The organism is Pilimelia terevasa, from assembly GCF_014647915.1.
GTDB lineage: Bacteria > Actinomycetota > Actinomycetes > Mycobacteriales > Micromonosporaceae > Pilimelia > Pilimelia terevasa.
This window is the reverse complement of record NZ_BMQC01000006.1, coordinates 161,496-185,084: the sequence shown is the minus strand read 5'-3', so window position 1 is coordinate 185,084 and position 23,589 is coordinate 161,496. Positions and strand designations below refer to the sequence as shown.

21 protein-coding genes are annotated in these 23,589 nt (G+C 75.8%); 9 read left to right on the top strand and 12 right to left on the bottom strand.

Annotated features, from left to right (window positions below):
- Positions 1-16: 16 nt before the first annotated feature.
- Both IEY75_RS10630 and IEY75_RS10625 read left to right on the top strand, forming a co-directional pair.
- Entirely contained in the window at positions 17-2,311 is a 2,295-nt protein-coding gene (locus tag IEY75_RS10630; protein ID WP_189114108.1) for an LPXTG cell wall anchor domain-containing protein, read from the top strand.
- Positions 2,312-2,469: 158 nt separating this feature from the next.
- Positions 2,470-3,831, top strand: a complete 1,362-nt coding sequence (locus IEY75_RS10625) for an MSCRAMM family protein (protein ID WP_189114107.1) — start codon at positions 2,470-2,472, stop codon at positions 3,829-3,831.
- 111 nt (positions 3,832-3,942) lie between these two features.
- On the opposite strand, the gene IEY75_RS10620 is transcribed toward IEY75_RS10625, so the two are convergent.
- The 8 genes from IEY75_RS10620 to IEY75_RS10585 form a co-directional block, all read right to left on the bottom strand.
- Complete coding sequence (locus IEY75_RS10620; protein WP_189114106.1) at positions 3,943-4,656, bottom strand: class I SAM-dependent methyltransferase; 714 nt, start codon at positions 4,654-4,656, stop codon at positions 3,943-3,945.
- Between the two features lie 57 nt (positions 4,657-4,713).
- On the bottom strand, positions 4,714-6,132 hold the full coding sequence (locus tag IEY75_RS10615) for an acyl-CoA carboxylase subunit beta (RefSeq protein WP_189114105.1): 1,419 nt from the start codon (positions 6,130-6,132) through the stop codon (positions 4,714-4,716).
- Positions 6,133-6,188: 56 nt separating this feature from the next.
- Positions 6,189-7,415 (bottom strand): beta-ketoacyl-ACP synthase II, encoded by a 1,227-nt coding sequence (gene fabF / locus IEY75_RS10610; RefSeq protein ID WP_189114104.1) that lies wholly within the window; start codon positions 7,413-7,415, stop codon positions 6,189-6,191.
- A gap of 5 nt (positions 7,416-7,420) precedes the next feature.
- Positions 7,421-7,660 (bottom strand): acyl carrier protein, encoded by a 240-nt coding sequence (locus tag IEY75_RS10605; RefSeq protein WP_189114103.1) that lies wholly within the window; start codon positions 7,658-7,660, stop codon positions 7,421-7,423.
- 70 nt (positions 7,661-7,730) lie between these two features.
- Complete coding sequence (locus tag IEY75_RS10600) at positions 7,731-8,678, bottom strand: beta-ketoacyl-ACP synthase III (RefSeq protein ID WP_189114102.1); 948 nt, start codon at positions 8,676-8,678, stop codon at positions 7,731-7,733.
- A gap of 28 nt (positions 8,679-8,706) precedes the next feature.
- Complete coding sequence (locus IEY75_RS10595; protein ID WP_189114101.1) at positions 8,707-9,879, bottom strand: acyltransferase domain-containing protein; 1,173 nt, start codon at positions 9,877-9,879, stop codon at positions 8,707-8,709.
- Positions 9,880-10,007: 128 nt separating this feature from the next.
- Positions 10,008-12,200, bottom strand: a complete 2,193-nt coding sequence (locus tag IEY75_RS10590) for an RNA degradosome polyphosphate kinase (RefSeq protein ID WP_189114100.1) — start codon at positions 12,198-12,200, stop codon at positions 10,008-10,010.
- A gap of 28 nt (positions 12,201-12,228) precedes the next feature.
- Positions 12,229-12,453, bottom strand: a complete 225-nt coding sequence (locus tag IEY75_RS10585; protein WP_189114099.1) for a cold-shock protein — start codon at positions 12,451-12,453, stop codon at positions 12,229-12,231.
- A gap of 177 nt (positions 12,454-12,630) precedes the next feature.
- Here IEY75_RS10585 and IEY75_RS10580 point away from each other — a divergent pair, with 177 nt between their 5' ends.
- The 4 genes from IEY75_RS10580 to IEY75_RS10565 all read left to right on the top strand — a co-directional run bounded on the left by IEY75_RS10580 (position 12,631) and on the right by IEY75_RS10565 (position 16,685).
- Complete coding sequence (locus tag IEY75_RS10580; RefSeq protein WP_189114098.1) at positions 12,631-13,386, top strand: lysophospholipid acyltransferase family protein; 756 nt, start codon at positions 12,631-12,633, stop codon at positions 13,384-13,386.
- A complete protein-coding gene (locus tag IEY75_RS10575) occupies positions 13,383-14,387 on the top strand; it encodes an NAD(P)H-dependent glycerol-3-phosphate dehydrogenase (RefSeq protein WP_189114097.1) in 1,005 nt (334 codons plus the stop codon). Before IEY75_RS10580 ends, IEY75_RS10575 begins: the two co-directional genes overlap by 4 nt.
- Positions 14,384-15,493, top strand: a complete 1,110-nt coding sequence (locus IEY75_RS10570) for a cystathionine gamma-lyase (RefSeq protein ID WP_189114096.1) — start codon at positions 14,384-14,386, stop codon at positions 15,491-15,493. Before IEY75_RS10575 ends, IEY75_RS10570 begins: the two co-directional genes overlap by 4 nt.
- 70 nt (positions 15,494-15,563) lie before the next feature.
- The gene (locus IEY75_RS10565) at positions 15,564-16,685 is read left to right on the top strand and encodes a D-alanine--D-alanine ligase family protein (protein WP_189114095.1); all 1,122 of its coding nucleotides are present in this window, start codon (positions 15,564-15,566) and stop codon (positions 16,683-16,685) included.
- A 24-nt stretch (positions 16,686-16,709) separates the two neighbouring features.
- On the opposite strand, the gene IEY75_RS10560 is transcribed toward IEY75_RS10565, so the two are convergent.
- The gene (locus IEY75_RS10560; protein WP_189114094.1) at positions 16,710-17,864 is read right to left on the bottom strand and encodes an outer membrane protein assembly factor BamB family protein; all 1,155 of its coding nucleotides are present in this window, start codon (positions 17,862-17,864) and stop codon (positions 16,710-16,712) included.
- A gap of 272 nt (positions 17,865-18,136) precedes the next feature.
- Between IEY75_RS10560 and IEY75_RS10555 the strand changes: the two genes are divergently transcribed.
- Positions 18,137-20,785: a type 1 periplasmic-binding domain-containing protein gene (locus IEY75_RS10555; RefSeq protein ID WP_189114093.1), complete on the top strand. Its 2,649-nt coding sequence runs from the start codon at positions 18,137-18,139 to the stop codon at positions 20,783-20,785.
- A 77-nt stretch (positions 20,786-20,862) separates the two neighbouring features.
- Here IEY75_RS10555 and IEY75_RS10550 read toward each other — a convergent pair whose 3' ends face one another.
- A complete protein-coding gene (locus IEY75_RS10550; protein WP_189114092.1) occupies positions 20,863-21,480 on the bottom strand; it encodes a DUF3515 domain-containing protein in 618 nt (205 codons plus the stop codon).
- Positions 21,481-21,714: an Lrp/AsnC ligand binding domain-containing protein gene (locus IEY75_RS10545; RefSeq protein ID WP_189114091.1), complete on the bottom strand. Its 234-nt coding sequence runs from the start codon at positions 21,712-21,714 to the stop codon at positions 21,481-21,483.
- A 141-nt stretch (positions 21,715-21,855) separates the two neighbouring features.
- Between IEY75_RS10545 and IEY75_RS10540 the strand changes: the two genes are divergently transcribed.
- Entirely contained in the window at positions 21,856-22,818 is a 963-nt protein-coding gene (locus IEY75_RS10540) for a thiamine-phosphate kinase (RefSeq protein WP_189114090.1), read from the top strand.
- On the top strand, positions 22,815-23,273 hold the full coding sequence (locus tag IEY75_RS10535; protein ID WP_229789521.1) for a GNAT family N-acetyltransferase: 459 nt from the start codon (positions 22,815-22,817) through the stop codon (positions 23,271-23,273). Before IEY75_RS10540 ends, IEY75_RS10535 begins: the two co-directional genes overlap by 4 nt.
- 100 nt (positions 23,274-23,373) lie before the next feature.
- Here the strand turns inward: IEY75_RS10535 and rpmB are convergent, their stop codons facing one another.
- Positions 23,374-23,565, bottom strand: a complete 192-nt coding sequence (gene rpmB / locus IEY75_RS10530; RefSeq protein ID WP_189114089.1) for a 50S ribosomal protein L28 — start codon at positions 23,563-23,565, stop codon at positions 23,374-23,376.
- Positions 23,566-23,589: the final 24 nt, after the last annotated feature.

Here is a 23,589-nt window from a genome sequence, read left to right as displayed (position 1 = left end):
TGGTAGCGTGCCGCGAATGGTCAACCGGATCGTGGTGCGGTTCGCGCCCGCCGTGGTCGGTGCCGCCGCCGTCGCGGCCTTCCTCGTCTCCGCCGACACGCCCCTGCGGGCGCTCGCCGCCTACGCCGCGTACGCCGCGCTCGCCGTCGTCCTGCCCGGCACCCTGGTGTACCGGGCCGTGCGCTCCCGCCCCCACACGCTGGTCGAGGACCTGACCTACGGCGCCGTCACCGGCCTGGTTCTCGAACTGGGCGCGTGGGCGGTCTTCGCCGCCGCGGGGGTCCCGCGCTGGCTCTGGCTGTGGCCGGCGGCCGTGCTCGCCGTCTTCGCCGCGGTACCGCGGCTGCGTCGCCACTGGTGGGTGCTCGGGTACCGGCCGACCCCGCCGGCCTGGTCGTGGGCGCTGGCGGCCGTCGTCGTGGGCTTCACCTGGTACCTGGCCGAGGCGTTCCTGTGGCGCAACCCGGTGCTGCCGACCGGGGAGGGGCAGCAGCAGTACATCGACCTGGCCTTCCAGCTCTCGCTGGCCGGGGAGGCGACGCACCGGTTCCCGCTGGACGTGCCGCAGGTCGCCGGGGAGGCGCTGCACTACCACTGGTTCGGGTTCGCGCACATGGCGGCGGCCAGCCTCGTGAGCGGGGTGGACCTGCCGCTGGTCTTCTTCCGGCTCGCGGTACCGGCCCTGTGCGCCCTCTGCGTCCTGGCCGTCGGCGTCACCGGCTGGCGGGTCAGCCGGCGGCCGGCGGTCGGGGCGGTCGCCGCGGCGCTGATGTTCACCGTCGGGGAGTTCGGGTTCGAGAACGGCGTCCGGCAGCTCTTCGGCACGCAGACCGCGTTCATCGTCTGGGGCAGCCCCTCGATGACGTACAGCTGGGTGCTGCTCCTGCCGCTGATCGCCCTGGCGGCCGACCGCCTCGCCCCCGCCCCGCGCGGGCCGGCGGATGCCGGACCCCGGCCGGCGGGCGCCGCACCGCGGGGGACCGCCGCGGGTGAGCCGCCCGCGCCGCCGCCGCCGATCGGGCCGGGCGGGTGGCTGCTGATGGCGGCGCTGCTGCTGGCCTCCACCGGCGCCAAGGCCAGCTCCATCCCGGTCTTCGCCGGGGCGGCCGGCTTCGCCCTGCTGGTCGTGCTGCTGCGCCGCCGCCGGCCGGTGTGGCCGGCGCTGGGCGTGCTGGCCCTGGCCCTGGCCGCCCAGGGCTTCGCCACCGTCGTGCTGTTCGCGTTCGAGCGGCACGGCGTCGCCGTCCAGCCGTTCTCCGGCCTGGCCCCCTACGCCACGCCCGGGGTCGCCTGGGCGTGGCCGGCGGTGGTCCTCGCGTTCCTGCTCAACATGCAGGTGCGGCTGGTCGGCGTGGGGGCGCTGCTGTGGCGGCGCCGGCTGCGGGTGGACGGCGCCGAGGCGTTCCTGCTCGGCGGGGCGCTGGCCGGGCCGGCGCTGTACCTGGCGCTGGGGCACCCGGGCAGCAGCAACCAGTACTTCGTCCGCGCCGCCTTCGCCTTCGGGGTGCTGGCCTCGGCGTGGGGCTTCGTCGAGGTCTGCGCCCGCGCCCGGGTCGGCCGCCGGGCCGGGGCGGCGCTGCTGGGCGGCGCCCTGCTGCTGGGCGGCGCGCTCGTCGCCGTCCAGGTGCGCTACGGCCCGGCGGCGCGCGACCACGACGTGCCCCACGACGCCGTCCTGCCGCTGCTGCGCTGGGCGGGGGCGCTCGCCGGCCTCCTGCTGCTCGGCGGGCTGGCCTGGCGGCTGGCCGGCCGGACCCCGGCCGGCGCGCGGCTGCGCGGGCGCGGCGGCGCGGCGGCGCTGGCCTGCGTCCTCGTGGCCGGGGCCCCGGGCCTGGTCATGGACGCGCTGGCCAACCGCGCCGAGCCCAACGGCGGCGCCAACCACAACGTCACGATGCCGCGCTCCCGGGTGCAGGCCGCCCGCTACGTACACGCCCACAGCGCGCCGCCGGACATCGTCGCCACGAACGCCCACTGCCTGGCCGTGGTCGAGGGCTGGTGCGACTCGCGGTCGTTCTGGCTCAGCGCCTACGCCGAGCGCACCGTCCTGCTGGAGGGCTGGGCGTTCGCCCCGCGCGCCGTCACCCTGGGGATAAGTCCGTTCGGTCCTTTCTGGGACCAGGATCTGTTCGCCGCCAACGAGGCCGCCTTCCGCGCCCCGACCGCCGCGGACCTGGCCGCGCTGCGGGACCGCCACGGCGTCCGCTGGCTGGTGGCGGACCGGGCCGCGGGCGCCGAGTCGCCCCTGCTGGACACCCTCGCGGAGCGGCGTTTCGACAACGGGAAGATCGCCGTGTACCGCCTGAGATGACCTTGCCAGTTCCGCTGGCGGGCCGGCACCGGTACCGTACGGCGATCGAGTTGGGTCGATCGCTGGGGGGCGAGGTGCGCGGATCCGTCGCGTGGAGGACGGCGACGGCCGGGTGGGGTGCGGCGGAGTCGCGTTCGGCCAGGTCGGGTCCGGTCGGGGTGCGGGTTGTCGCCTCCGTGGTCGCCGCGGTGTTGTCGGTCGGCCCGGGCGTGCTGCCCGGCGCGGCCCCGGCGTCAGCCGCGGGTGGGTCGTCGCCCGCGCCGGTGGCCCGGTCCGCGGCCGCCGACCGGTCTCCGGCCGCGGCCGCCGCCGTGGTCGGCACCCCGCGGGCCGCCCGGCTGGCCGTCCCCGCCACCGGCCGCCGCGCCGGCACCGGCAGCATCGTCGCCACGGCGACCGACGCGGCGACCGGCGTTGCCCTCGACGGCGTGTGCGCCCAGCCGCTGCTGCCGACCGCCCAGGTCGCCTCCGTCTGCGGCACCGGCGGCTCCGCGACCGTCGACAACATCCCGGCCGGCACCGTCACCGTCGCCGTCTGGACCGCGCCCCACCGGTACTACGTGGGCGCCGCGGCGCAGATCGTCGTCGCGGCCGACTCCGCGACCCCGGTCGCCGTCGCGCTCGGCCGCGGCGGCGTGATCACGGCCGCCGTCACCGACCCCGCCGGTGCCGCGGTCCCCGACGCCACGGTCGAAGCCTTCGCCCACACCGGCGCGCAGGGGCACGTGAGCTGGGGCGACACCGACGCCGCGGGAGCCGCCGAGACCCCGCCGGTACCGCCGGGCACCTACCGGCTGTTCGCCACGCCGCCGGCCGGCAGCCCGCTCGGTCGCCAGTGGGTCGGCCCGGCCGGTGGTACCGGGCGCGAACACCTCGCCGCCCAGGTCACCGTCGCCGCCGGTACCACCACGGCCGCGCCGCCGGTACGGTTGGACCCGGCCGGCGCCGTGCACGGCGCGGTCAGCACCCCCGCGGGCGCCGACGTGCCGGCATGGGTGCACCTGCGCACCGAGTACGCCTGGGACGCTGCCGACGGGGTCGCCGCCGACGCGGCCGGGAAGTTCACCTATCCCGGGCTCGGCCCGTACGACTGGGCGCTGCGGCTGTCCGGGACCGGCTTCGCCCACCAGTGGGCCGGCGGCGCGGCCACGTCGGAGACCGCCACCGGCGTCCAGGTCACGGCCGGCGAGACCGCCGAGGTGGCGCTGCGCGCCGTCCCGGGCGTACACATCCGGGGCCGGTTCGCGCCCGTCGGGCCGGGGGAGAACCTGCGGTTCATCGAGGTCTTCGACGCCGGCACCGGCGCCCGGCTCGGCATCTCCAACACCGACGCCGACGAACCGCGCTACGACGTGTGGGCGCTCGGCGGCGGCGACGCCCGGCTCCGGTGGGTCACCGTCGTCGGCAACGGGCCGGAGCTGACCGACGGGTGGTACGACCGCGCCGCCTTGTTCGCGGACGCCACGCCGGTCACGCTGCCGCGCGGCGGCCGCCTCCCGCTGGACATCACCGCGCGCTGAAGACCCGGACGGGCGAGGTCACCACCCGGGGCGATCGCCGCGCCGCGCGGCGTGCGTGCACCGCGCCGCGCGGGTGCACGGCGCCGCCTGGGTTCATAGCGCCGGTGGGGTTCACCGCGCCGGTCGGTGGGCGCGCAGCATCAGGGAGACGCCCGGCAGGCCGCGCACCGGCAGGTACCGCTCGGCGGTGATGACGCCGGTGAGCCCCCAGTTCACCAGCGCCGGCAGCTCGTCCAGGTCGCTGCCGGTGGAGGTGCGCCGCCGCCAGGCGGCCACCGGCCGCAGCAGGACGTTCCAGCTCCACAGCTCGTCCACGACCAGCCCGGCCTTCTCCACGACGGCCCGCAGGCCCGCCCGGTCGTACCGCCGCACGTGCCCCACGGCGACGTCGTGCGCCGACCACAGCCGCATGTCGCACGGCACCGCCACCAGCGCCGTACCGCCCGGCCGCAGGACCCGCAGGATCTCGCCCGCGGCCAGGTGGTCCTCGTCGAAGTGCTCCAGGATGTCGAAGGCCGTCACCAGGTCCAGGCTCGCGGAGCGGACCGGGAGCCGGCGGGCGTCCGCCCGCAGGACGGCCAGGCCGCGCTCGCGGGCGACCTGCGCACCGTCCACGCTGTACTCCAGCGCCGCCGGCTGCCAGCCGTGCCGGCGCAGCACCCGGGTGTTGCCGCCGCCGGCCGCGCCGATGTCGAGCGCGCGGCCGGGCCGGACACCGGACCGGGAGAGGCGGCGCAGGGCGCGGGCCAGCAGGGCGCGGCGCTCCCGGTACCACCAGTGGGTGTCCTCCAGGGCGGCCAGTTTGCGGATCTCGGTGGCTTCCACCCGCGCCACCTTAGTACCCGCGCCCGACCCCGGCGCCAGGCCGGCCGGCCGCACCCGCTACAGCGGGATGTTGCCGTGGGCGCCGCGGGCGGCCGGCGCCGCCGCGAGCGCCTCGGCGATCCGCCGCCGCGTGTCGCCGGGCGCGATCACCTCGTCGACCACGCCGATCTCCAGCGCCCGGTTGACGCCGCCCGCGCTCTCGGTCTGGCGCTCGATCAGCTTGGCCCGCATCGCCTCCCGCTCCTCGACCGGCGTGGCCGCCAGCTTCTTGCGGAACAGGATGTTGACCGCCGCCGACGCGCCCATCACGGCCACCTCGGCGTGCGGCCAGGCGAACACGGCGGTCGCGCCCAGGGAGCGGGAGTTCATGGCGATGTACGCGCCGCCGTACGCCTTGCGGGTCACCAGCGTCACCCGGGGTACGACGGCCTCGCTGAACGCGTGGAGCAGCTTGGCGCCGCGCCGGACGACGCCGTCCCACTCCTGGCCGAGGCCGGGCAGGTAGCCGGGGACGTCGACCAGCACGATCAGCGGTACGCCGAGCGCGTCGCACATCCGCACGAACCGGGCGGCCTTCTCGGCGCTGGAGGCGTCCAGGCAGCCGCCGAGCCGCAGCGGGTTGTTGGCGATGACGCCGACGGTGCGGCCGGCGAACCGGCCGAGCGTGGTGACGACGTTGGGCGCCCACTTGGCGTGCAGCTCGACGCCGGGGGCGTCGAGCAGGGCCTTGACGACGGGCTTGACGTCGTACGCCCGCGCGGCCTCGGCCGGCATCAGCGCGGCCAGGTCGTGGCCCTCGCCGTCGGCGGCGTCGCTCGGGCTGATCCGGCCCTGGCTGCCCAGCAGCGCGGCGACGTCGCGGGCCTTCTCCAGGGCGGTCGCGTCGTCCTTGGTGGTGATGTGGACGACGCCGGAGCGCCGGCCGTGCGGCTCGGGGCCGCCCAGGCGGGCCATGTCGACCTGCTCGCCGGTGACGCTGCGGACGACCTCGGGGCCGGTGACGAAGATCCGGCCGGTGTCACTCATGATCACGACATCGGTGAGGGCGGGGCCGTAGGCGGCGCCGCCGGCGGCGGGGCCGAGGACGACCGAGATCTGCGGTACCCGGCCCGAGGCCCGGACCATCGCCGCGAAGACCTGCCCCACGCCGTCGAGCGCCACCACGCCCTCGGCCAGCCGCGCGCCGCCGGAGTGCCACAGCCCGACGACCGGCACGCGGTCCCGGACGGCGGCGTCGATGGCGTCCACGACGTGCCGGCAGCCCTCCAGGCCCATCGCGCCGCCCATCCGGGTGGCGTCGGTGGCGAACGCGACGACGGCGGTCCCCTCGATCTCGCCCCGCGCCCACAGGACCCCGGAGTCGTCGGCGGGGACGGCCAGCCGCAGCGTGCCCTGGTCGACGAGCGCGCGCAGGCGGACCTCGGGGTCGCGGTGGTCGACCGCCGGCTGGTCGGAGACGACGGAAGGACTGGTCATGGGGTTGTGCCTCCTAGGCGGCTCGGGTTCCCCCGGGCGGGAGCGGCGGGCGCGGGTCAGGCCCGGGTGAATAGCAGCGCCACGTTGTGGCCGCCGAAGCCGAACGAGTTGTTCAGCGCGGCCGGGATGTCGAGCCGGCGCGCGGTGTGGGCGGCGACGTCGAGGTCGAGCCCGTCGTCCGGGTCGTCCAGGTTGATCGTCGGCGGGACGATGCTGTCGCGGATCGCCAGGATCGTGGCGATCGACTCCAGCGCGCCCGCGGCGCCGAGCAGGTGGCCGGTCATCGACTTGGTGGCGGTGAGGACCGGGTGGGAGCCCAGCGTCCGCCGCAGCGCCTTGATCTCGATCATGTCGCCGATCGGCGTGGACGTGGCGTGCGCGTTGACGTGCGCGACGTCCACGGCCGCGATGTCGGCGTCGGCGAGGGCCTTGGCGATCGCCTTGGCGGCGCCGACGCCGTCCGGGTGGGGCTGGACGATGTCGAAGGCGTCCGAGGTCATGCCGGCACCGGCCAGCCGCGCGTAGACGCGGGCGCCGCGGGCGGCGGCGTGGTCGGCGCGTTCGAGCACCATGACCCCGGCGCCCTCGCCGAGCACGAAGCCGTCGCGGCCCTTGTCCCAGGGGCGGGAGGCGCGCTGCGGCTCGTCGTTGCGGGTACTCATGGCGCGCATCGTGGCGAAACCGGCCAGCGGCAGCGGGTGGATGACCGCCTCCGTGCCGCCGGCGACGACGATGTCGGCGCGGCCGGCGCGGATCATGTCCAGCCCCCACGCGACGGCCTCGGCGCCGGTGGCGCAGGCGCTGGCCATCGCGTGGACGCCGGCCTGCGCGTTGAGCGTGATCCCGACGTGGGCGGCCGGGCCGTTCGGCATGAGCATCGGCACCGTGTGCGGGGAGACCCGCCGCGGGCCGCTGGCCTCCAGGATGTCGTCCTGGTGGAGCAGCGTCTGGAGACCGCCGATGCCGGAGCCGAGACTGACGGCCAGGCGCTCCGGGTCGCTGCCGCCGTCGACCAGGCCGGCGTCGGCCCAGGCTTCGTTGGCGGCGATCAGGGCGATCGCCTCGGACCGGTCGAGCCGGCGCAGGCGGACGCGGTCCATGACCTCGCTGGGCTCGACCGCCAGTTCGGCGGCGATCCGGGCGGGTAGCTGCTCCGCCCACTCCTGGGTGAGCACGCCCACCCCGGAGCGGCCGGCGAGCATCGCTTCCCACGTCGACGCGACATCCCCGCCGAGCGGGGTGGTGGCGCCGAGCCCGGTGACGACTACCTCATGCGTGGACACGTTTCTCAGAGAGCCTTCTCGATGAAGGAGACGGCGTCGCCCACGGTCTTGAGGTTCTGCACCTCGTCGTCCGGGATCTTGACGCTGAACTTCTCCTCCGCCGCGACGACGACCTCGACCATGGACAGCGAGTCGACGTCCAGGTCCTCCGTGAACGACTTGTCCTCGGCGACGTCGTCCTTGCTGACGCCGGCGACCTCGTCCAGGATGGCGGCGAGTCCGGCGGTGATCTCCTCGCGGGTCATGCTGGTGTTTCCTCTCGTCGGTGGTGCTCCCCGGCGGCGGATCGGCCCGCCGCCGGACATCTGGGTGGGGCTACGGGCAGCGGACGACCTGTCCGGCCCAGGTGAGGCCGCCGCCGAAGGCGAACAGCAGGACCGGCGCCCCGCTGGCGATCTCCCCGCGCTCGACCATCTTGGACAGCGCCAGCGGCACGCTCGCCGCCGACGTGTTGCCGGACTCGACGATGTCCTTGGCCACGACGGTGGTCTCCGGCAGGCCGAGGCGCCGGACGATGCCGTCGATGATCCGGGTGTTGGCCTGGTGCGGGACGAACGCGGCCAGCTCGGCCGGGTCGACCCCGGCCGCGTCGCACGCCTGCCGGGCCAACGGCGCGAGGGCGGTGGTCGCCCAGCGGAAGACCGTCTGGCCCTCCTGCTGGATCTTCGGCTGCCAGCCCTCGATGCGGATGGCGTCGCCCTTGTCCGGCGCCGAGCCCCACACGACGGGGCCGATGCCCGGCTCCTCGTCGCCGTCGACGGCGGAGACCACGGCGGCGCCCGCGCCGTCGGCGAAGATGACGCAGGTGGCCCGGTCGGTCCAGTCCATCAGCTCGGAGAGCTTCTCGGCGCCGACGACGATGGCGTGCCGGACGGCGCCCGCGCGGATCGCGTGGTCGGCGAGCGCGACGCCGTGGGAGAAGCCGGAGCAGGCGGTGTTGATGTCGAACGCGACGGGGGCGGCGATGCCGAGGGCGGCCGCGACGCGGGTGGCGACGTTGGGGCAGCGGTCGGCCGAGGAGCAGTTCGCGACGATCACCATGTTGATGTCGGCGGCCGTCAGGCCCGAGCCGGCGAGCGCCTTCTCAGCGGCGGCGGTGGCCATGTCGGCGACGGTCTCGTCCTGCGCGATACGCCGGCTGGCGATGCCCACGCGGGACTGGATCCACTCGTCGTTGGTGTCCACGAGCTGGGCGAGGTCGTCGTTGGTGACGATCTTGCTGGGCTGGTAGTGGCCGAGTGAGACGATCCGGCTGCCGGTCATCGGCGTACCTTCCCTGGGCGGTAGGACTTCACAGCTGGGCACCGCCGATGCGGGCCAGGGGCTGACCCGGGGCCACCGGGTCGTCGTCGTGGGCGAGCCACTCGGTCAGCGAACCCGCCGAGTGGGCGGTGACGTCGACGGGGCCCTGGCGGGTCCGGACCTGCCCGACCACCTGGCCCTGCCGCACGGTGTCGCCCTCGGCGAGGTCGGCGCCCGGGGTGAAGGTACCCGCCGCGGCGGCCACGACCACGTGGAACTGCGGCGTCGGCTCGTGGGTGTGCCCGGCGCCGTGCCGGGCGATGAGGTCCCGGGCGGCGGGCAGGTCGTCGGGGGTGTTCAGGTTGACGATCTCGGGGACGCCGCGGTCCTTCAGCTCCCGCTTGAGCAGCCCGGTGAGGGTACCCGCGGGGGCCAGCTCGATGACGCCGGTGACGCCGAGGTCGGCCAGGGTGCCCATGCACAGGTCCCAGCGCACCGGCGCGGTGACCTGGCGGACGAGGCGCTGGAGCAGCTCGCCGCCGTGGTTGACGGCGGCGCCGTCGGCGTTGGAGAGCAGGATCCGCTGCGGGTCGGCGGGGGCGATCCCGGCGGCGACCCCGGCGAGGGCCTGCTCGGCCGGCGCCATGTACGGCGTGTGGAACGCCCCGGCCACCGGCAGCGAGCGGATCCGGGCGCCGCCCGGCGGCGCGGCGGCCAGCTTCTCCAGCGCGTCCAGGGCGCCGGCGGCAACGATCTGCCCGGCGCCGTTGCGGTTGGCCGGGTGCAGCCCGAGGTCGGCGAGCGCGGCCAGGATCTCCGCCTCGTCGCCGCCGAGCAGGGCCGACATCCCGGTGGGCTCGGCCGCGCACGCGGCGGCCATCTCCCGGCCCCGCACGCCCGCGAGGGTGACCGCGGCGTCCGGGCTCAGGACCCCGGCCAGCGCCGCCGCGCCCAGCTCGCCGACGCTGTGGCCGGCGACGACGGAGACGTCGTACAGCGGTAGCTGCTCGGCGGTGACCAGGGCGGCGGCGACCAGCAGCGGCTGGGTCCGGGCGGTGTCGCGGATCTCCTCGGCGTCGGCGTCGGTGCCGAGGTGGAGCAGGTCGACGCCGGCCAGTGCCGACCACCAGCGCAGGCGGGCGGCCACCCCGGGCAGGTCGCGCCACGGGGCGAGGAAGCCGGGCTTCTGGGCGCCCTGGCCGGGCGCGAGGAGTGCGAGCACGTGTTCGACTTTCCTGTACGGGGGGCGGTTGGTGCGCTGTCGCCAACCACCAATTCGCACTACGAACGTTGTAGGTTTCCTACAAAGCGTCGGAGATCACCGGTGTCGGGCCGCTCCGGGGCCGCCGGTCACGTGTCCTTGAGGCCGACCACGCCGCGCAGGAGGTCCCGCTGGAGGTGGCGCAGCGGGCGGTCGCCGGCCTGCCGCCGGGTCCAGGTGCCGTCGCCGGCCAGGACGAAGCAGTCGGCGTCCTCGCCCAGGGACAGCTCCAGCACGTTCTCCACGGTGCGGACGGCGGTCGGGTCGGTCACCCGCACCAGCGCCTCCACCCGGCGGTCCAGGTTGCGGTGCATGAGGTCGGCCGAGCCGATCCACACCTCCGGCCGGCCGCCGTTGCCGAACCGGAACACTCGCGAGTGTTCGAGGAACCGGCCCAGCACCGACCGGACCCGGATGTTCTCCGACAGCCCCGGCACCCCCGGCCGCAGCGTGCACATGCCCCGGATCACCAGGTCGATGCGCGTACCGGCGGCGGAGGCCCGGTACAGGGCGTCGGTGATGTCCTCGTCCACCAGCGAGTTGACCTTGATCTGGATGGACCCCTCGGCGCCGTGCGCCGCCTCCCGGGCGATCCGCTCCGTCAGGCCCCGGCGGATGCCGTGCGGCGCGACGAGCAGGCGGCGGTACGAGGTCTGCCGGGCGTACCCGGTGAGCGTGTTGAACAGCTCCGTCAGGTCCGCCCCCACGTCGGGGTCGGCGGTCAGCATGCCGAAGTCCTCGTACAGCCGGGCCGTCTTGGGGTGGTAGTTGCCGGTGCCGATGTGGCAGTACCGCCGCAGCCGGCCCCCCTCGGCCCGCACCACCAGCGCGGTCTTGCAGTGCGTCTTCAACCCGACCAGCCCGTACACCACGTGGCAGCCGGCCCGCTCCAGCTTGCGCGCCCAGCCGATGTTGGCCACCTCGTCGAACCGCGCCTTCACCTCGACCAGGACCACCACCTGCTTGCCGGCCTCGGCGGCGTCGATCAGCGCGTCGACGATGGGCGAGTCGCCGCTGGTCCGGTACAGCGTCTGCTTGATCGCCAGCACCTGCGGGTCGGCGGCGGCCTGCTCGATGAAGCGCTGCACGCTGGTCGAGAACGAGTGGTACGGGTGGTGCACCAGTACGTCGCCGTCGCGGAGGGTGGCGAACACGCTGCGCGGGGTCTCGCCGTCGGCCAGCCGCGGATGGGTGGCCGGCACGAACGGCGGGTCCTTGAGGTCGGGCCGGTCGACGCCGTTGTACACCTGCCAGAGGAACGACAGGTCGATCAGGCCGGGCACCCGCAGGACGTCGTTGGCGTCCATGTCCAGCTCGCGGACCAGCAGCTCCAGCACGTGGTCGGACATGTCGGCGGTGACCTCCAGGCGCACCGGCGGGCCGAGCCGGCGGCGGGCCAGCTCCCGCTCCAGCGCTTGGAGCAGGTCCTCGTCACGGTCCTCGTCGACCTCGAAGTCGGCGTTGCGGGTGACCCGGAACAGGTCCGCCTCGACCACCTGCATCCCGGCGAAGAGCTGGTCGAGGTGGGTGGCGATCAGCACCTCGACGGGCAGGAACCAGGACCCGTCGGCCCGCTCGACCCGGACCAGCCGCGGCACGTTGTCGGGCACCTTGACCCGGGCGAAGAACTCCGGTCCGCCCCCGGGGTCGCGGACGGTGACCGCGAGGCTGAGCGACCGGCTGGAGATGTACGGGAACGGGTGGGCCGGGTCCACGGCCAGGGGGGTCAGGACCGGCAGGACGTTGTCGTGGAAGTACGTGTGCAGGAGCTGGCGCTCGGCCAGCGCCAGGTCGGCCCAGCCCAGCAGGTGGATGTCCTCGGCGGCCAGCCGCGGGCGCACCTCCTCGGTGAAGCAGCGCGCGTGCCGGTCGACCAGCTCGGCCAGCCGGTCGGTGATCTTGCGGAGCTGGGTGCGCAGGGGGAGCCCGTCGCCGCCGCGCACCGGCAGCCCGGCCTGGAGCCGGCGCTTGAGGCCGGCGATGCGGACCATGACGAACTCGTCGAGGTTGCTGGCGAAGATCGCCAGGAACTTGGCCCGCTCCAGCAGCGGCGTCGCCGGGTCCTCGGCGAGCGCCAGGACCCGGGCGTTGAAGTCGAGCCAGGAGAGTTCGCGGTTGAGGAACCGGTCGGTCGGCAGCGGGCTCTCCGCCGCGGCCGGGTCGGCGTCGGGCTCGGGCGGCGTCGCGGCCCCCGGGGCCGGCCGGGCGGGCGCGGGGCGGCGGCCCGTCTGGCGCGTGGAGGCGCGGGCGCGGCTAGGGCGTCCGGCGGGGGTGGCGTTCATCGGCACATCATCACCCGATCGGGGTGAATCAGGGCTGAACTCCAGGAGGACGGGAGGTGTCCAGTGTCGGCAGCGTGACGCGGTAGGGCACGCCCTGCGGGTCGCGGTCGAAGCGAACCCGCTGGCCCGGGCGCAGGAAGCGCAGGCCCGAGGCGGCGAAGGCCGCCGCCGTGATGTCCACGCGCCGCCCGGCGTCGGTCAGCGCGACACCGGTACCGGTCCGCGGGTCGAAGGTCGCCACCGTCGCCTGCATACCCCGCACCGTACCGGTCGGCCCCGGCCCGGACCCCGTGCCCGGCCGGCGCCGGCCGCAAATCGGATGATCACCTGCCGACAGGTCGGCTACCGTCCTGCCCGCCTCGGCGGGCATGATGGCGGGTCAGGGACTCCGTGCCGCGGGGACCCGCGGTAGCGCGCAGGGAGGAGCGGCGTGGCACGGCGCAGACTCGGCTTCTGGCGGCGCTTCTCCGTCTGCCTGGCCAGGCCGGTCCTCGCCCTGTTCACCGCGGGGGAGTGGCTCGGGTACGCCCACATCCCCGCCGAGGGCGGCGCGATCGTCGTCGTCAACCACATCTCCCACGCCGACCCGCTGATCTCCGGCTGGTTTCTCCACCGGGCCGGCCGCTGGCCGCAGTTCCTCGGCAAGGCCAGCCTGTTCCGGCTGCCGCTGCTCGGGCCGCTGCTGGACCGGGTCGACCAGATTCCCGTCGAGCGCGGCACCGTCGACGCCGCCCGCTCGTTGGAACGCCTGGTCCGGGCGGTCCGGGCCGGCGGCGTCGTCGTGATCTACCCCGAGGGCACCACCACCCGCGAGCCCGAGCTGTGGCCGATGGTGGGCAAGACCGGCGCCGCCCGGCTGGCCCTGGCCACCCGGGCGCCGGTCATCCCCGTGGCCATCTGGGGGGCGCAGCAGATCTTCGACCCCCGGACCGGCATCCTGCGGCTGCGCCTGCGCACCCCCGTCACCGCGAAGGCCGGGCCGCCGATCGACCTGAGCCGGTTCCGGCACACCGACCCGAGCAGGGAGACCCTGGCCGAGATGACTGATGTGATCATGACGACGCTGCGGGACATGCTCGCCGAGATCCGCGGCGGCACCCCGCCACCGCTGTACCGGCCGGCGCCCACCGGCCGCTACCGCGCCGTCGAGGGCGACCGCGGGCGGCCTATCGAGGACGCCGCGTGAGCGGGCGACCGCGGGCCGCCGTCCTCGGGGCGGGCTCCTGGGGGACCACCGTGGCCCGGATCCTGGCCGACGCCGGCACCCCGGTGACGCTGTGGGCGCGCCGGCCCGAGGTGGCCCGCGGCATCCGCGCGCGGCGCCGCAACCCCGAGTACTTCGCCGACGTACCGCTGCCGGACCTGGTTGACGCCACCGACGACGCCGCCGCGGCGCTGTCCGGGGCGGCCCTGGTCTTCCTGGCCGTACCGTCGCAGACCCTGCGCGCCAACCTCGCCGGCTGGGTCGGGCACGTCGACCGCGACGCCACCCTGGTCTCCCTCATGAAGGGCGTCGAACTGGGCAGCGGCCGGCGGATGACCGAGGTGATCCGGGAGGTCACCGGCGTGCGGGCGGACCGCGTCGCCGTCCTCTCCGGCCCGAACCTCGCCCCGGAGATCATGGACGGCCAGCCCACCGCCACCGTGATCGCCTGCGCCGACGAGGACCGCGCCACCGCGTTGCAGGAGGCGGTGACGACCCCGTACTTCCGGGCGTACACCAACGACGACGTGATCGGCGTCGAGCTGGGCGGCGCGGTGAAGAACGTGATCGCGCTCGCCTACGGGGTGGCGTGCGCGATGCGCCTCGGCGACAACCTGCGCGCCACCCTGATCACCCGCGGGCTGGCCGAGACCGCGCGGCTGGGCGTGGCACTGGGCGCCGACCCGCTGACCTTCGCCGGGCTGGCCGGGCTCGGCGACCTGGTCGGCACCTGCTCCTCGCCGATGTCCCGCAACCGCACCTTCGGCGAACACCTCGGCCGCGGCGGCTCGCTGGAGGACGCGCAGCGGGCCACCCGGCAGACCGCCGAGGGCGTCAAGAGCTGCCTGGCCATCCGGGACCTCGCCCGCGCGCACGGCGTCGAGATGCCGATCACCGAGCAGATCGAGCGGGTGTGCCACGAGGGCGTGGACCCGCGCGCGGCGCTGACCACGCTGATGAGCCGGAAGCCGAAGCCCGAGTGACCGGCGACGGTACCCGCTGCGTGCGCGCCGGCCTGCCGGCCGCCCGGCCGGGGGAGCCCCTGCTGCCGGGGCCGGTGTTCGCGGCGCCGTTCCACCTGGACCCGGCCGACCCGACCGGCGCCGACACCTACGCGCGCACCGACAACCCGACGCGCCGGCTGTTCGAGGCCGCCGTCGGGGAGCTGGAGGGCGGCACGGCCGTCGCGTACGCCAGCGGGCTGGCCGCGGTCACCGGCGCCCTGCTGGCCGTGCTCGCCGCCGGCGACACCGTCGTGCTGCCCGCCGACGGGTACCACAGCACGCCCGCGTTCGGCGTGGAGACGCTCGCGCCGCTGGGTGTCCGGGTGCGGACCGCGCCGACCGCGGGGCCGGTACCGGCGCTGGACGGGGTCCGGCTGGTGCTGGTGGAGGCGCCGGCCAACCCGGGCCTGGACCTGCCCGACCTCGCCGGCCTGGTGGCCGCCGCGCGGGCGGCCGGCACGCTGGTGGCGGTCGACAGCACCGCCGCGACGCCGCTGGGCCTGCGCCCGCTCGACCACGGCGCCGACCTCGTGCTGGCCTCGGGCACCAAGGCGCTGTCCGGGCACTCGGACCTGCTGATCGGGTACGCCGCCACGCGCGACCCCGAGCTGGCGGCGCTGCTGCGGGCCCGGCGGGAGCACTCGGGGGCCGTACCGGGGCCGTTCGACTGCTGGCTCGCCCACCGCTCGCTGGCCACCCTGGACCTGCGGCTGGCCCGGCAGGGCGTCAACGCCGCCGCCGTGGCCGCCCTGCTGGCGGCCCGGCCCGAGGTCACCGGCGTGCGCTGGCCGGGGCTGCCCACCGACCCGGCGTACGACCGCGCCCGGGAGCTGCTGCGCCGCCCGCCCGGCCTGGTGGCCGCGGTGTTCCCGGACGCCGCGCACGTGACCCGGCTGCTGCGGCACAGCCGCCTGGCGGCGGCGGCGACGTCGTTCGGCGGCCTGCACACCACCGTCGACCGGCGCGCGGTCTGGGGGGACCACGTGCCCCCGGGCTTCGTGCGGATCTCCTGCGGCATCGAGGACACCGCGGACCTCGTCGCCGACCTCACCGACGCCCTGGACGCCGCCGGCACCGGTCCCTGAGCGCGGCGCGCCGCGGCGGGCGCGCCCACGCCGTGCGCCTGCCGTGGTGACCGGCCAGTACGGTGGCGGGGTGAGCCAGGACAGAATCCGCGTCGCCGTCGTCTTCGGCGGGCGCAGCACCGAGCACGCGATCTCCTGCGTCAGCGCCGGCGGGATCCTCGCCGCGCTGGACCCGGCCGAGTTCGACGTACTGCCCGTCGGCATCGCCCGCGACGGGCGCTGGGTCCTGCCCGCGGACACCGCGCCGCTCGCCATCGTCGACCGGCGGCTCCCCGAGGTCACCGCCGACTCGGGGCCGGCCCTGGTCCTGCCCGGCGACCCCGCCCACGGCCCGCTGCGGCTGGAGCCGGCGGACCGGCCCGGCGTGGTGGCCCCGGCGCGCGGGTTCGCCGCGCTGGGCGGCGTGGACGTGGTGTTCCCGGTCCTGCACGGGGCGTACGGCGAGGACGGCACGGTCCAGGGCCTGCTGGAGCTGGCCGGCCTCCCCTACGTCGGCTCGGGGGTGCTGGCCTCGGCGGCGGCCATGGACAAGGAGTTCACCAAGCGGCTGGCGCAGCAGGCCGGCATCCCGGTCGGGCCGTACGCCGTCCTGCGGCCCGGTACGGCCACCCTGGACGGGCCGACCCGGCAGCGGCTGGGCCTGCCCGTGTTCGTCAAGCCGTGCCGGGCCGGCTCCTCGCACGGGATCAGCCGGGTCGCCGACTGGGCCGACCTGGACGCCGCCGTCGCCCACGCGCGGGCCGTGGACCCGAAGGTGATCGTGGAGGCCGGGATCGCCGGCCGCGAGGTCGAGTGCGGCGTCCTGGAGGGCGAGTCCGGCGGGGTACCCGAGGCGTCGCCGCTGGCCGAGGTGCGGGTGGTGGCCGGCCACGACTTCTACGACTTCGAGGCCAAGTACCTCGACGACTCCTGCGAGTACGACGTCCCGGCCCGGCTGGGCGCGGCGGTGACCGCCCGGGTCCAGGAGCTGGCCCGGACGGCGTTCACCGCGCTGGACTGCGCCGGCCTGGCCCGGGTCGACTTCTTCGTCACCGACGCCGGCGAGGTCCTGCTCAACGAGGTCAACACCATGCCCGGCTTCACCCCCACCTCGATGTTCCCGCGCATGTGGGCTGCCGCCGGCCTGGAGTACCCGAAGCTGGTGGCGCGGCTCGTGCACACGGCGCTCGCCCGCGGCACCGGCCTGCGCTGAGCGCGGGGTCACGCGACCGCCGCCCTACCGCCGCGCCGGCAGCCGCCACTGGGTCAGCGTGCGGTCTGTGTTGAGGTAGACGTCGCCGTCGGCGACGACCACGCTTCCGTCGTCGGGGATGGGCAGGTCGGCCACGGGTGCGCCGGTGTCGGCGCGGCGCACCTGGATCTTCGCCAACCCGACGAGGTAGAGCAGGTCGCCGGCACCGACCATCGAGTAGTACTGGTCGTCCAGCGGCACGCGGTACCGCTGCGCGCCGTCGTCCAGGCCGAGAGCCACCAGCTCCTGCTCCGCCACCTGGTGGAGGGTCCGCGGTCCCACCGCCTGGGCGACGATGCGCTGTGCGCTGCTCGACCGCCACCGCACCCGGCGCGTGGCGGCCTCGCGGGCGGTGGTGACGTTGCGGTTGCTCTCCAGGGTCAGGGTGCGGTCGGCGCCCAGATTCTCCGGCGCGTAGCTTCCGGGGACCGTGTGCAGGGTGCGGCCGGTGGCCGGGTCGACGAGATCAGTGTCGCCCTCGGGCGTGCCGACCGCCGCGGCGCCGTTGACCAGGACGCGGCCGAGCAGCGGCCAGTGCCGCTGCCACAGCACCTCGCCGTCGGCGAGGCGGAAGCCCGCCGCCTCCTCGGCGTCGGTCGACTCCGCGCCGCCCGCGACGAGCACGTCCCCGGCCACCATTGTCCTGACGGGCACGTCGAGGTACCGGCTCCACTGCTTCGCCCCGGTCGCCGCGTCGTACACCGTCACGGTGCCCGAGGAGTCGCTGAACGAACGGCAGTAGCTCTGGCTGAGGACGAGCCTGCCCTGCACGACGTCGATCTGGCCGACGAAGTCGTCGGTGTCCAGCGGGACATACCAGCGGCGGTCGCCCGAGCGCGGGTCGTAGGCGCCCAGGCCCTTGCCGTCGGGTACGTAGAGCAGGCCGCCCGCGAGCACGGGGCGGCCGCCGCCCTGACAGCTCATGTCGGGGTGGGGCAGCGGCAGCGAGAGCCCCTCCTCCAGGCCGTTCACGGTGGCGGCGGTCAACCGCGTCTCGTACCGGTTGTAGCTGGACGCGGAGTCGTCGAAGCCGGTGGACGGCCACCCGGCGCCGCTGGCGCGGCCGGCCGCGGCGGACGGCACCGCCGGCACCAGCATCGACGTGGCCACAAGCGCCGCTGTCAGAATTCGCCGTTTCATCGTCTCCCCGTCCGCCAGGTTCCCCGTCGCTTGCCAGTCAAGCGAGCACCGGGCGCGGGCGTCGAGCGGTGTGTCGGCAACCTGACATCCGCGACGGTGCCGGGGTCCGGCATCCGTGCGGGACCGGCCGGCCGGCCCTGCTGCGGGTCACCCGTGCCGGGGTACCGGCGCGTCGCCGGCCCGGGCAGAGTCGTTACACAGGGTGCGGCCTGGCCGTCGCCCGCGGTCGGCAACCGCCCCTGCGGTCGGCACCGACAGCGGGGGAGACGCGCGTGCACGTGGAGCAGACCGAGTCGCCTGCCGGCGGGCCGATGCGCGAGTACCCGGCCGCCGTCGGCTTCGTCCGGCTCCTGCGGCAGTTGCTGGGCGGCCGCGGCCGCGGCGCCTGGCCCATGCCCCTGGTCCCGCTGCGCACCCACGACGAGGCCGGGTCGGCGACCGCCTGGCTCGGCCCCCTGTTCGCCGCCGACGGCCGCCAGGTGCCGCACGTCGTGGTCCCCGACGCGCCGGACGTGCGCGCCCTGCTGCACGAGGTGTACGGCGGCCTCGCCCAGGACTTCGGCCTGCCCGTGGTGCGGCTGCGCCACTACCGGCTCGCGCACTGGCTGGTCGGCCTCGACCTGCGCCAGGTGCCGGTCGACCAGCAGCAGCGGCACCTGTACCGGCAGCTCCGGGCGCACCTGCACCTGCAGACCGGCGATCCGGGGGCGCCGTCGCAGGCCCTCGGCGGCTGGATCGGCTTCTCGTACTGGCTGGCCGCGACCGTCCTGCCCGGTCCGCTGATGCGGATGCTGGTGACGGGGCGGCTGCTCGGGTTCGGCCGGGAGTTCCGCTGGGCGGTCCGGCAGCAGTACCCGTCGCCGCGCCCGGCCGGGGGCTTCTTCGCCCTCGCCCGGCACCTCGGCCGGCACGGGCACGAGCCGGCGATGCAGCCCAAGCTCGACCGGCTCCTCGTCCACGCGCTGCTCCAGGACCTGCGGGTGGCCTACCGGCGCCGGCCCTGGCGGCTGGCCGCGTGGCGGCGCACCGCGGCGCCGGTGGCGCTGCTGGAGGACGCGACCGCCGGTACCGCCGGGGCCGCCCTGCTGGAGCTGATCAACACCATCCGGCACGACACCGAGGAGACCGATCCGCTGCTGGTGATCGCCGGCCGGGTCCGGGTGCCGGCCGGCGAGTCCACGGGCGTGCCGGTCAGCGGCGCGGCGGGCGCCTACGAGGCGTGGCGGACCCGGCTGGCGGCGGACAGCCGGGCCGGCGCCAACACCCGGTGGTACCTGCCGATGGCCCGGCCGCACCCCGGGCTGGTCGACCTGGTCGACGACCTGCCGAAGATCCGCCCGCCGCGGCCGCCGGTGCTGGCGCACCCGCTCGCGGTGGGGCTGGTGGTGCTGGCCGCCCTGCTCGGCACCGCCGGCTGGTACAGCCCCGAGCTGTACCGCGCGTACCAGGCCTACAAGGCCGGCTGCCTCACCCTGGTGACCGACGGGGCGGTCCGCACGAAGCTGATCGGCGGCGAGTGCGTCGGCTACAGCGACCACCCGGACCAGTTCTTCACCGCGGACGCCGGCCTGCGCGAGGCCGAGAAGATCATCTTTGAGAACAACCGGCTGGCCCGGGAGGCGGCGCACCAGCGCCCCGACCAGCCGTACGTCACCTTCGTCTACCTCGGCTCGCTGACCAAGCCCGGGACGCTGGCCACCGAGGAGACGTTCGCCGCCGAGCGCGAGGAGTTGCAGGGCATGGCGGCGGCGCAGGCCCGCGCCTACGGGCTGGCCACCAACGACCCGGCGCAGCCGCTGCTGCGGATCGTCGTGGCCAACGCCGGCCAGGAGATGGCGCACGCCGGTGACGTCGTCCCGATGCTCGGCGACCTGGCCCGCCAGGACCCGGCGGTTGCCGGCGTGGTGGGCCTGGTGGAGAGCCGCACCGGCACCAAGGAGGCCATCAGGAAGCTGTCGGAGGCGCACCTGCCGACCGTCGCGCCGACGCTGTCCGCCGACGACATCGCCGACGGCGCGCGGCAGTACCTCCAGCTCTCGGCGCCCAACATCGACGAGGCCCGGCTCGTGCACGACCACGCGACCAAGGTCCTGGGCCGCAGGCGCGTGATGAACTTCTACACCTACGGCAGCAAGGGACTCGCGGGTGCCGCGAGCGACCTGTACGTGCAGACGCTCGCCGCCGGGGTGCGGGCCAAGTTCGGCGCGGCGTACTACGACAGCGCCTTCTGGACGCCGGGCACCGACCTGCGGCCGTACTGCGCCGACCGGTACCGCGACGGCGTGGTCTTCTTCGGCGGCCGGTACAGCGAGTTCGGGGCGTTCGCCGCGGCCCTGGCCGACCGGTGCAACGGGCGGGCGGTGCTGCTGGCCGACGACTCCGTGAACCGGTACATGGCGAACGCCAGGCTGCGCGAGCGCGCCCCCGCGAACCTGCCCGTCGCCTACGTCTCCAAGGGTGCGCTGGCCTACTGCGACCGGCTGGCGCAGGCCGCGGACACCGAGCGCGGCGGCTTCCTGGAGGACGTGCGCACCACCCTCGGGCTGTGCACGCCGGGCCGGCCGGTGGGCGAGCGGGTCGGGCTGGCCTACGACGCCACCCGGCTGCTGCTCAAGGCCGTCACCGTGCTGACCGCCGACGGGTGGCGCGCGCAGCCGGGGTTCTCGGCGCAGGTGTACGCGCAGGCCCGGGCACTGTCCACCCCGTACCGCTCGACGACCGGGCTGACCCGCTTCGACGCCCGCGGCGTGGCGACCGGCAAGCGGCTGACCCTGCTGTGCGCCCGCAACATCCAGCGGGCGTTCCGCACCGACGCGGACGTGCCGTACGAGATCGACCAGGGGTGGCGCAGCCCGGTGCAGCAGGTGGAGGAGCAGACGTACTACCAGGAGCGCCCGCTCCGGCCGCGCGCCTGCCGCTGACCGCGGTCGCCCGCGTAGCTGCGGGTCGCGCGGCGCGCCGCCGTCGTCATCGGCGGGCTGTCGCCGCCCGCCGACGGTCAGGCCGGCGGGGCCGGGGGACTGCCGGCGGGGTGGCCGGGCGGGGGCAGGTCCCGGCAGCCCGGGGGCGGGTCCGCGACGGCGGGGACCGCGCCCACCACCGGCGCGGAGAAGTCGATGACCCGCTGGGCGGCGCCGTCGGCCGGCGGCGGGACGGTCAGCGTGACCGGTACGGCGCGGTCGACGGTGGTCCACGCCGAGCCGGCGGGGGTGCCGCGGCCGTACCAGCAGACGCCGTCCAGGCGCAGGAGCTGCGTGGTGGCGGGGAAGACCGCCGGCGGGGTGCCGCAGGCCAGCGTCAGCGGGGGCTCGCCGTACGCCGCGTTCTGCGCCGGCCCGGCGGTGACGGTGCGGCGCGGGAGGTCGCGGGCGCGGGCGGGGAGCTGGGCGAGCAGGTCGCGGCACAGTGCCGCCGCGCGGCCGGCCAGCGGGCGGGCGGCCATCGGCACCGGGGTGTCCGGCACCGCCGAGGGGGTCGGGGCGGCGGCGGCCGGCACCGCGGCCGGCTCGGCGGCCGGGCGCAGGAGCTGGTGCACGCCGAGGCCGGCGAGCAGGGTCACGGGCAGCGCGACGAGGGTCGCGGTGCGCGCGGCACCGCGGCGGAGCGGGTCGGACACCTAGAGATTCACCACCGTGCAGGTCGTCGTACGGGTGACTCCGGCGACGGCCTGAACCTGGCCGACCACCATGCGACCGAGGTGGTCGAGGTCCGGGGCCTCGCCGAGGACCACGATGTCATACGGCCCGGTGACCGCGTCCACGCGGACCACCCCGGGAATTTTCGCGATCCACTCGACGGCGTCACCCGTCGTGCCGATCTCGCTCTGGATCAGGATGTATGCCTGTACCACGACAGGACCCCTCCGCTGGGCGGAAGCCGCCGACAGAATGCGACGGCGTGTACTTATGAGACTACCGTGCGTGGGGATGTGGTGGAACGCGCGCGCCGTCGTACCGTGTTGCCGGGGACGAGCTTCGATGAAGGAGTCTGCATGAGCGTCGCGCACGCCGGCGAGTTCGGCCTGATCGCCCGGGTGACCGCCCGGCTCGGCACCGGCGCCGACTGCCTGCTCGGCCCCGGCGACGACGGCGCGATCGTCGCCGCCCCCGACGGCCGGGTCGTGGCCTCGACCGACGTCCTCGTGGACGGCCGCCACTTCCGCCGGGACTGGTGCGGCGCCGAGGACGTCGGCCACCGCGCCGCCGCCGCCAACCTCGCCGACATCGCCGCCATGGGCGCCCGGCCGACCGCGCTGCTCGTGGGCCTGTGCGCGCCCCCGGACCTGGACGCCCGCTGGGCCGAGGAGCTGGCCGACGGGCTGGCGGCCGAGGCCGCGAAGGTCGGCGCGGCCGTGGTGGGCGGCGACATGACCGCCAGCCCCGTGCTGACCGTCGCGGTGACCGCGCTGGGCGACCTGGCGGGCCAGGAGGCCGTGCTGCGCGCGGGGGCCCGGCCCGGGGACGTCGTCGCGCTGGCCGGCCGGGTGGGCTACGCGGCGGCCGGGTACACGGTCCTCTCGCGCGGCTTCCGCACGCCGAAGCTGCTCGTGGACGCCTACCGCCGCCCCCAGGTCGAGTACGCGGCCGGCCCCGCCGCGGCCCGGTGGGGCGCCACCGCGATGATCGACGTCTCGGACGGCCTGCTCGCCGACCTGGGCCACGTCGCCCGGGCCAGCGGCGTGGGCGTCGACCTGCGGCGGGCGGCGTTCACGGTCTCGGTGCAGATGCGCGACGCCGCGGCGGCGCTCGGCGTCGACCCGTACACCTGGATCCTCGGCGGCGGCGACGACCACGCCCTGGCCGCGACGTTCCCCGCGGGCCGGCCCCTGCCGGAGGGCTGGTGGGTCGTCGGCGCCGTGACCGACACCGGCGAGGTGACCGTGGACGGGCGCCCGTACAGCGACGGGCCGGCCGGTTGGGACCACTTCCGGCCGGGTTCTACGCTGGGCCCGTGAGTGAGCTGACCATCGTCGCCCTGCCGTACCTGCACCCCGACGCCCAGTTGCTGATCGAGGCCACGATGGCCGACCTCGGCCGGCGGTACGAGGGGGAGGGCGACGCCACACCGGTGGACCCGGGCGAGTTCGAGGCGCCGCGGGGGGCGTTCCTGGTCGGGTACCTGGACTGGACGCCGGTGGCCTCGGCCGGCTGGCGCAGCCGCGGGGCGGACGCCGAGCTCAAGCGCATGTACACCGCCGAGGCGGCGCGGGGGCGCGGGCTGGCCCGGCGGATGCTCGCCGCCGTGGAGGACTCGGCCCGGGCCGCCGGGAAGGTCCGGCTGATCCTGGAGACGGGCCTGAAGCAGCCGGAGGCGATCGCGCTGTACGAGTCGGCCGGCTACCTGCCGGTCCCCGGCTTCGGCCACTACAAGGACCACGAACTGGCCCGCAGCTTCGCCCGGACCCTCTAGCCGGACACGCCCCGCCGGCCCGCCGCCGCGTGCGGTGCGGCGGGTGGACGCAAAGAACCGCCGCGCTCCGGGGGGAGGGCGGCGGTTCCAGGGGACGGGGTCAGGCGCGGACGACCTTGCCCGCCTTGATGCATGAGGTGCACACCTGGAGCTTCTTGGTCGTGCCGCCGCCGGCCGGGGTACGCACCGGCTGGATGTTCGGGTTCCAGCGGCGGTTGGTCTTCTTCTTCGACCACGGCACGTTGTGGCCGAAGCCCGGCCCCTTGCCGCAGACGTCGCACACGCTAGCCACTGGAATCTCCTGAAGTCTTGGTGG

Excerpts from the sequence above, each read along its gene's own strand:
- IEY75_RS10630 (WP_189114108.1), top strand. The coding sequence starts at position 17 with ATGGTCAACCGGATCGTGGTGCGGTTCGCGCCCGCCGTGGTCGGTGCC.
- IEY75_RS10615 (WP_189114105.1), bottom strand. The coding sequence starts at position 6,132 with ATGACCAGTCCTTCCGTCGTCTCCGACCAGCCGGCGGTCGACCACCGC.
- IEY75_RS10605 (WP_189114103.1), bottom strand. The coding sequence starts at position 7,660 with ATGACCCGCGAGGAGATCACCGCCGGACTCGCCGCCATCCTGGACGAG.
- IEY75_RS10600 (WP_189114102.1), bottom strand. The coding sequence starts at position 8,678 with ATGACCGGCAGCCGGATCGTCTCACTCGGCCACTACCAGCCCAGCAAG.
- IEY75_RS10590 (WP_189114100.1), bottom strand. The coding sequence starts at position 12,200 with ATGAACGCCACCCCCGCCGGACGCCCTAGCCGCGCCCGCGCCTCCACG.
- IEY75_RS10585 (WP_189114099.1), bottom strand. The coding sequence starts at position 12,453 with ATGCAGGCGACGGTGGCGACCTTCGACCCGCGGACCGGTACCGGTGTC.
- IEY75_RS10560 (WP_189114094.1), bottom strand. The coding sequence starts at position 17,864 with ATGAAACGGCGAATTCTGACAGCGGCGCTTGTGGCCACGTCGATGCTG.
- IEY75_RS10540 (WP_189114090.1), top strand. The coding sequence starts at position 21,856 with ATGAGCGTCGCGCACGCCGGCGAGTTCGGCCTGATCGCCCGGGTGACC.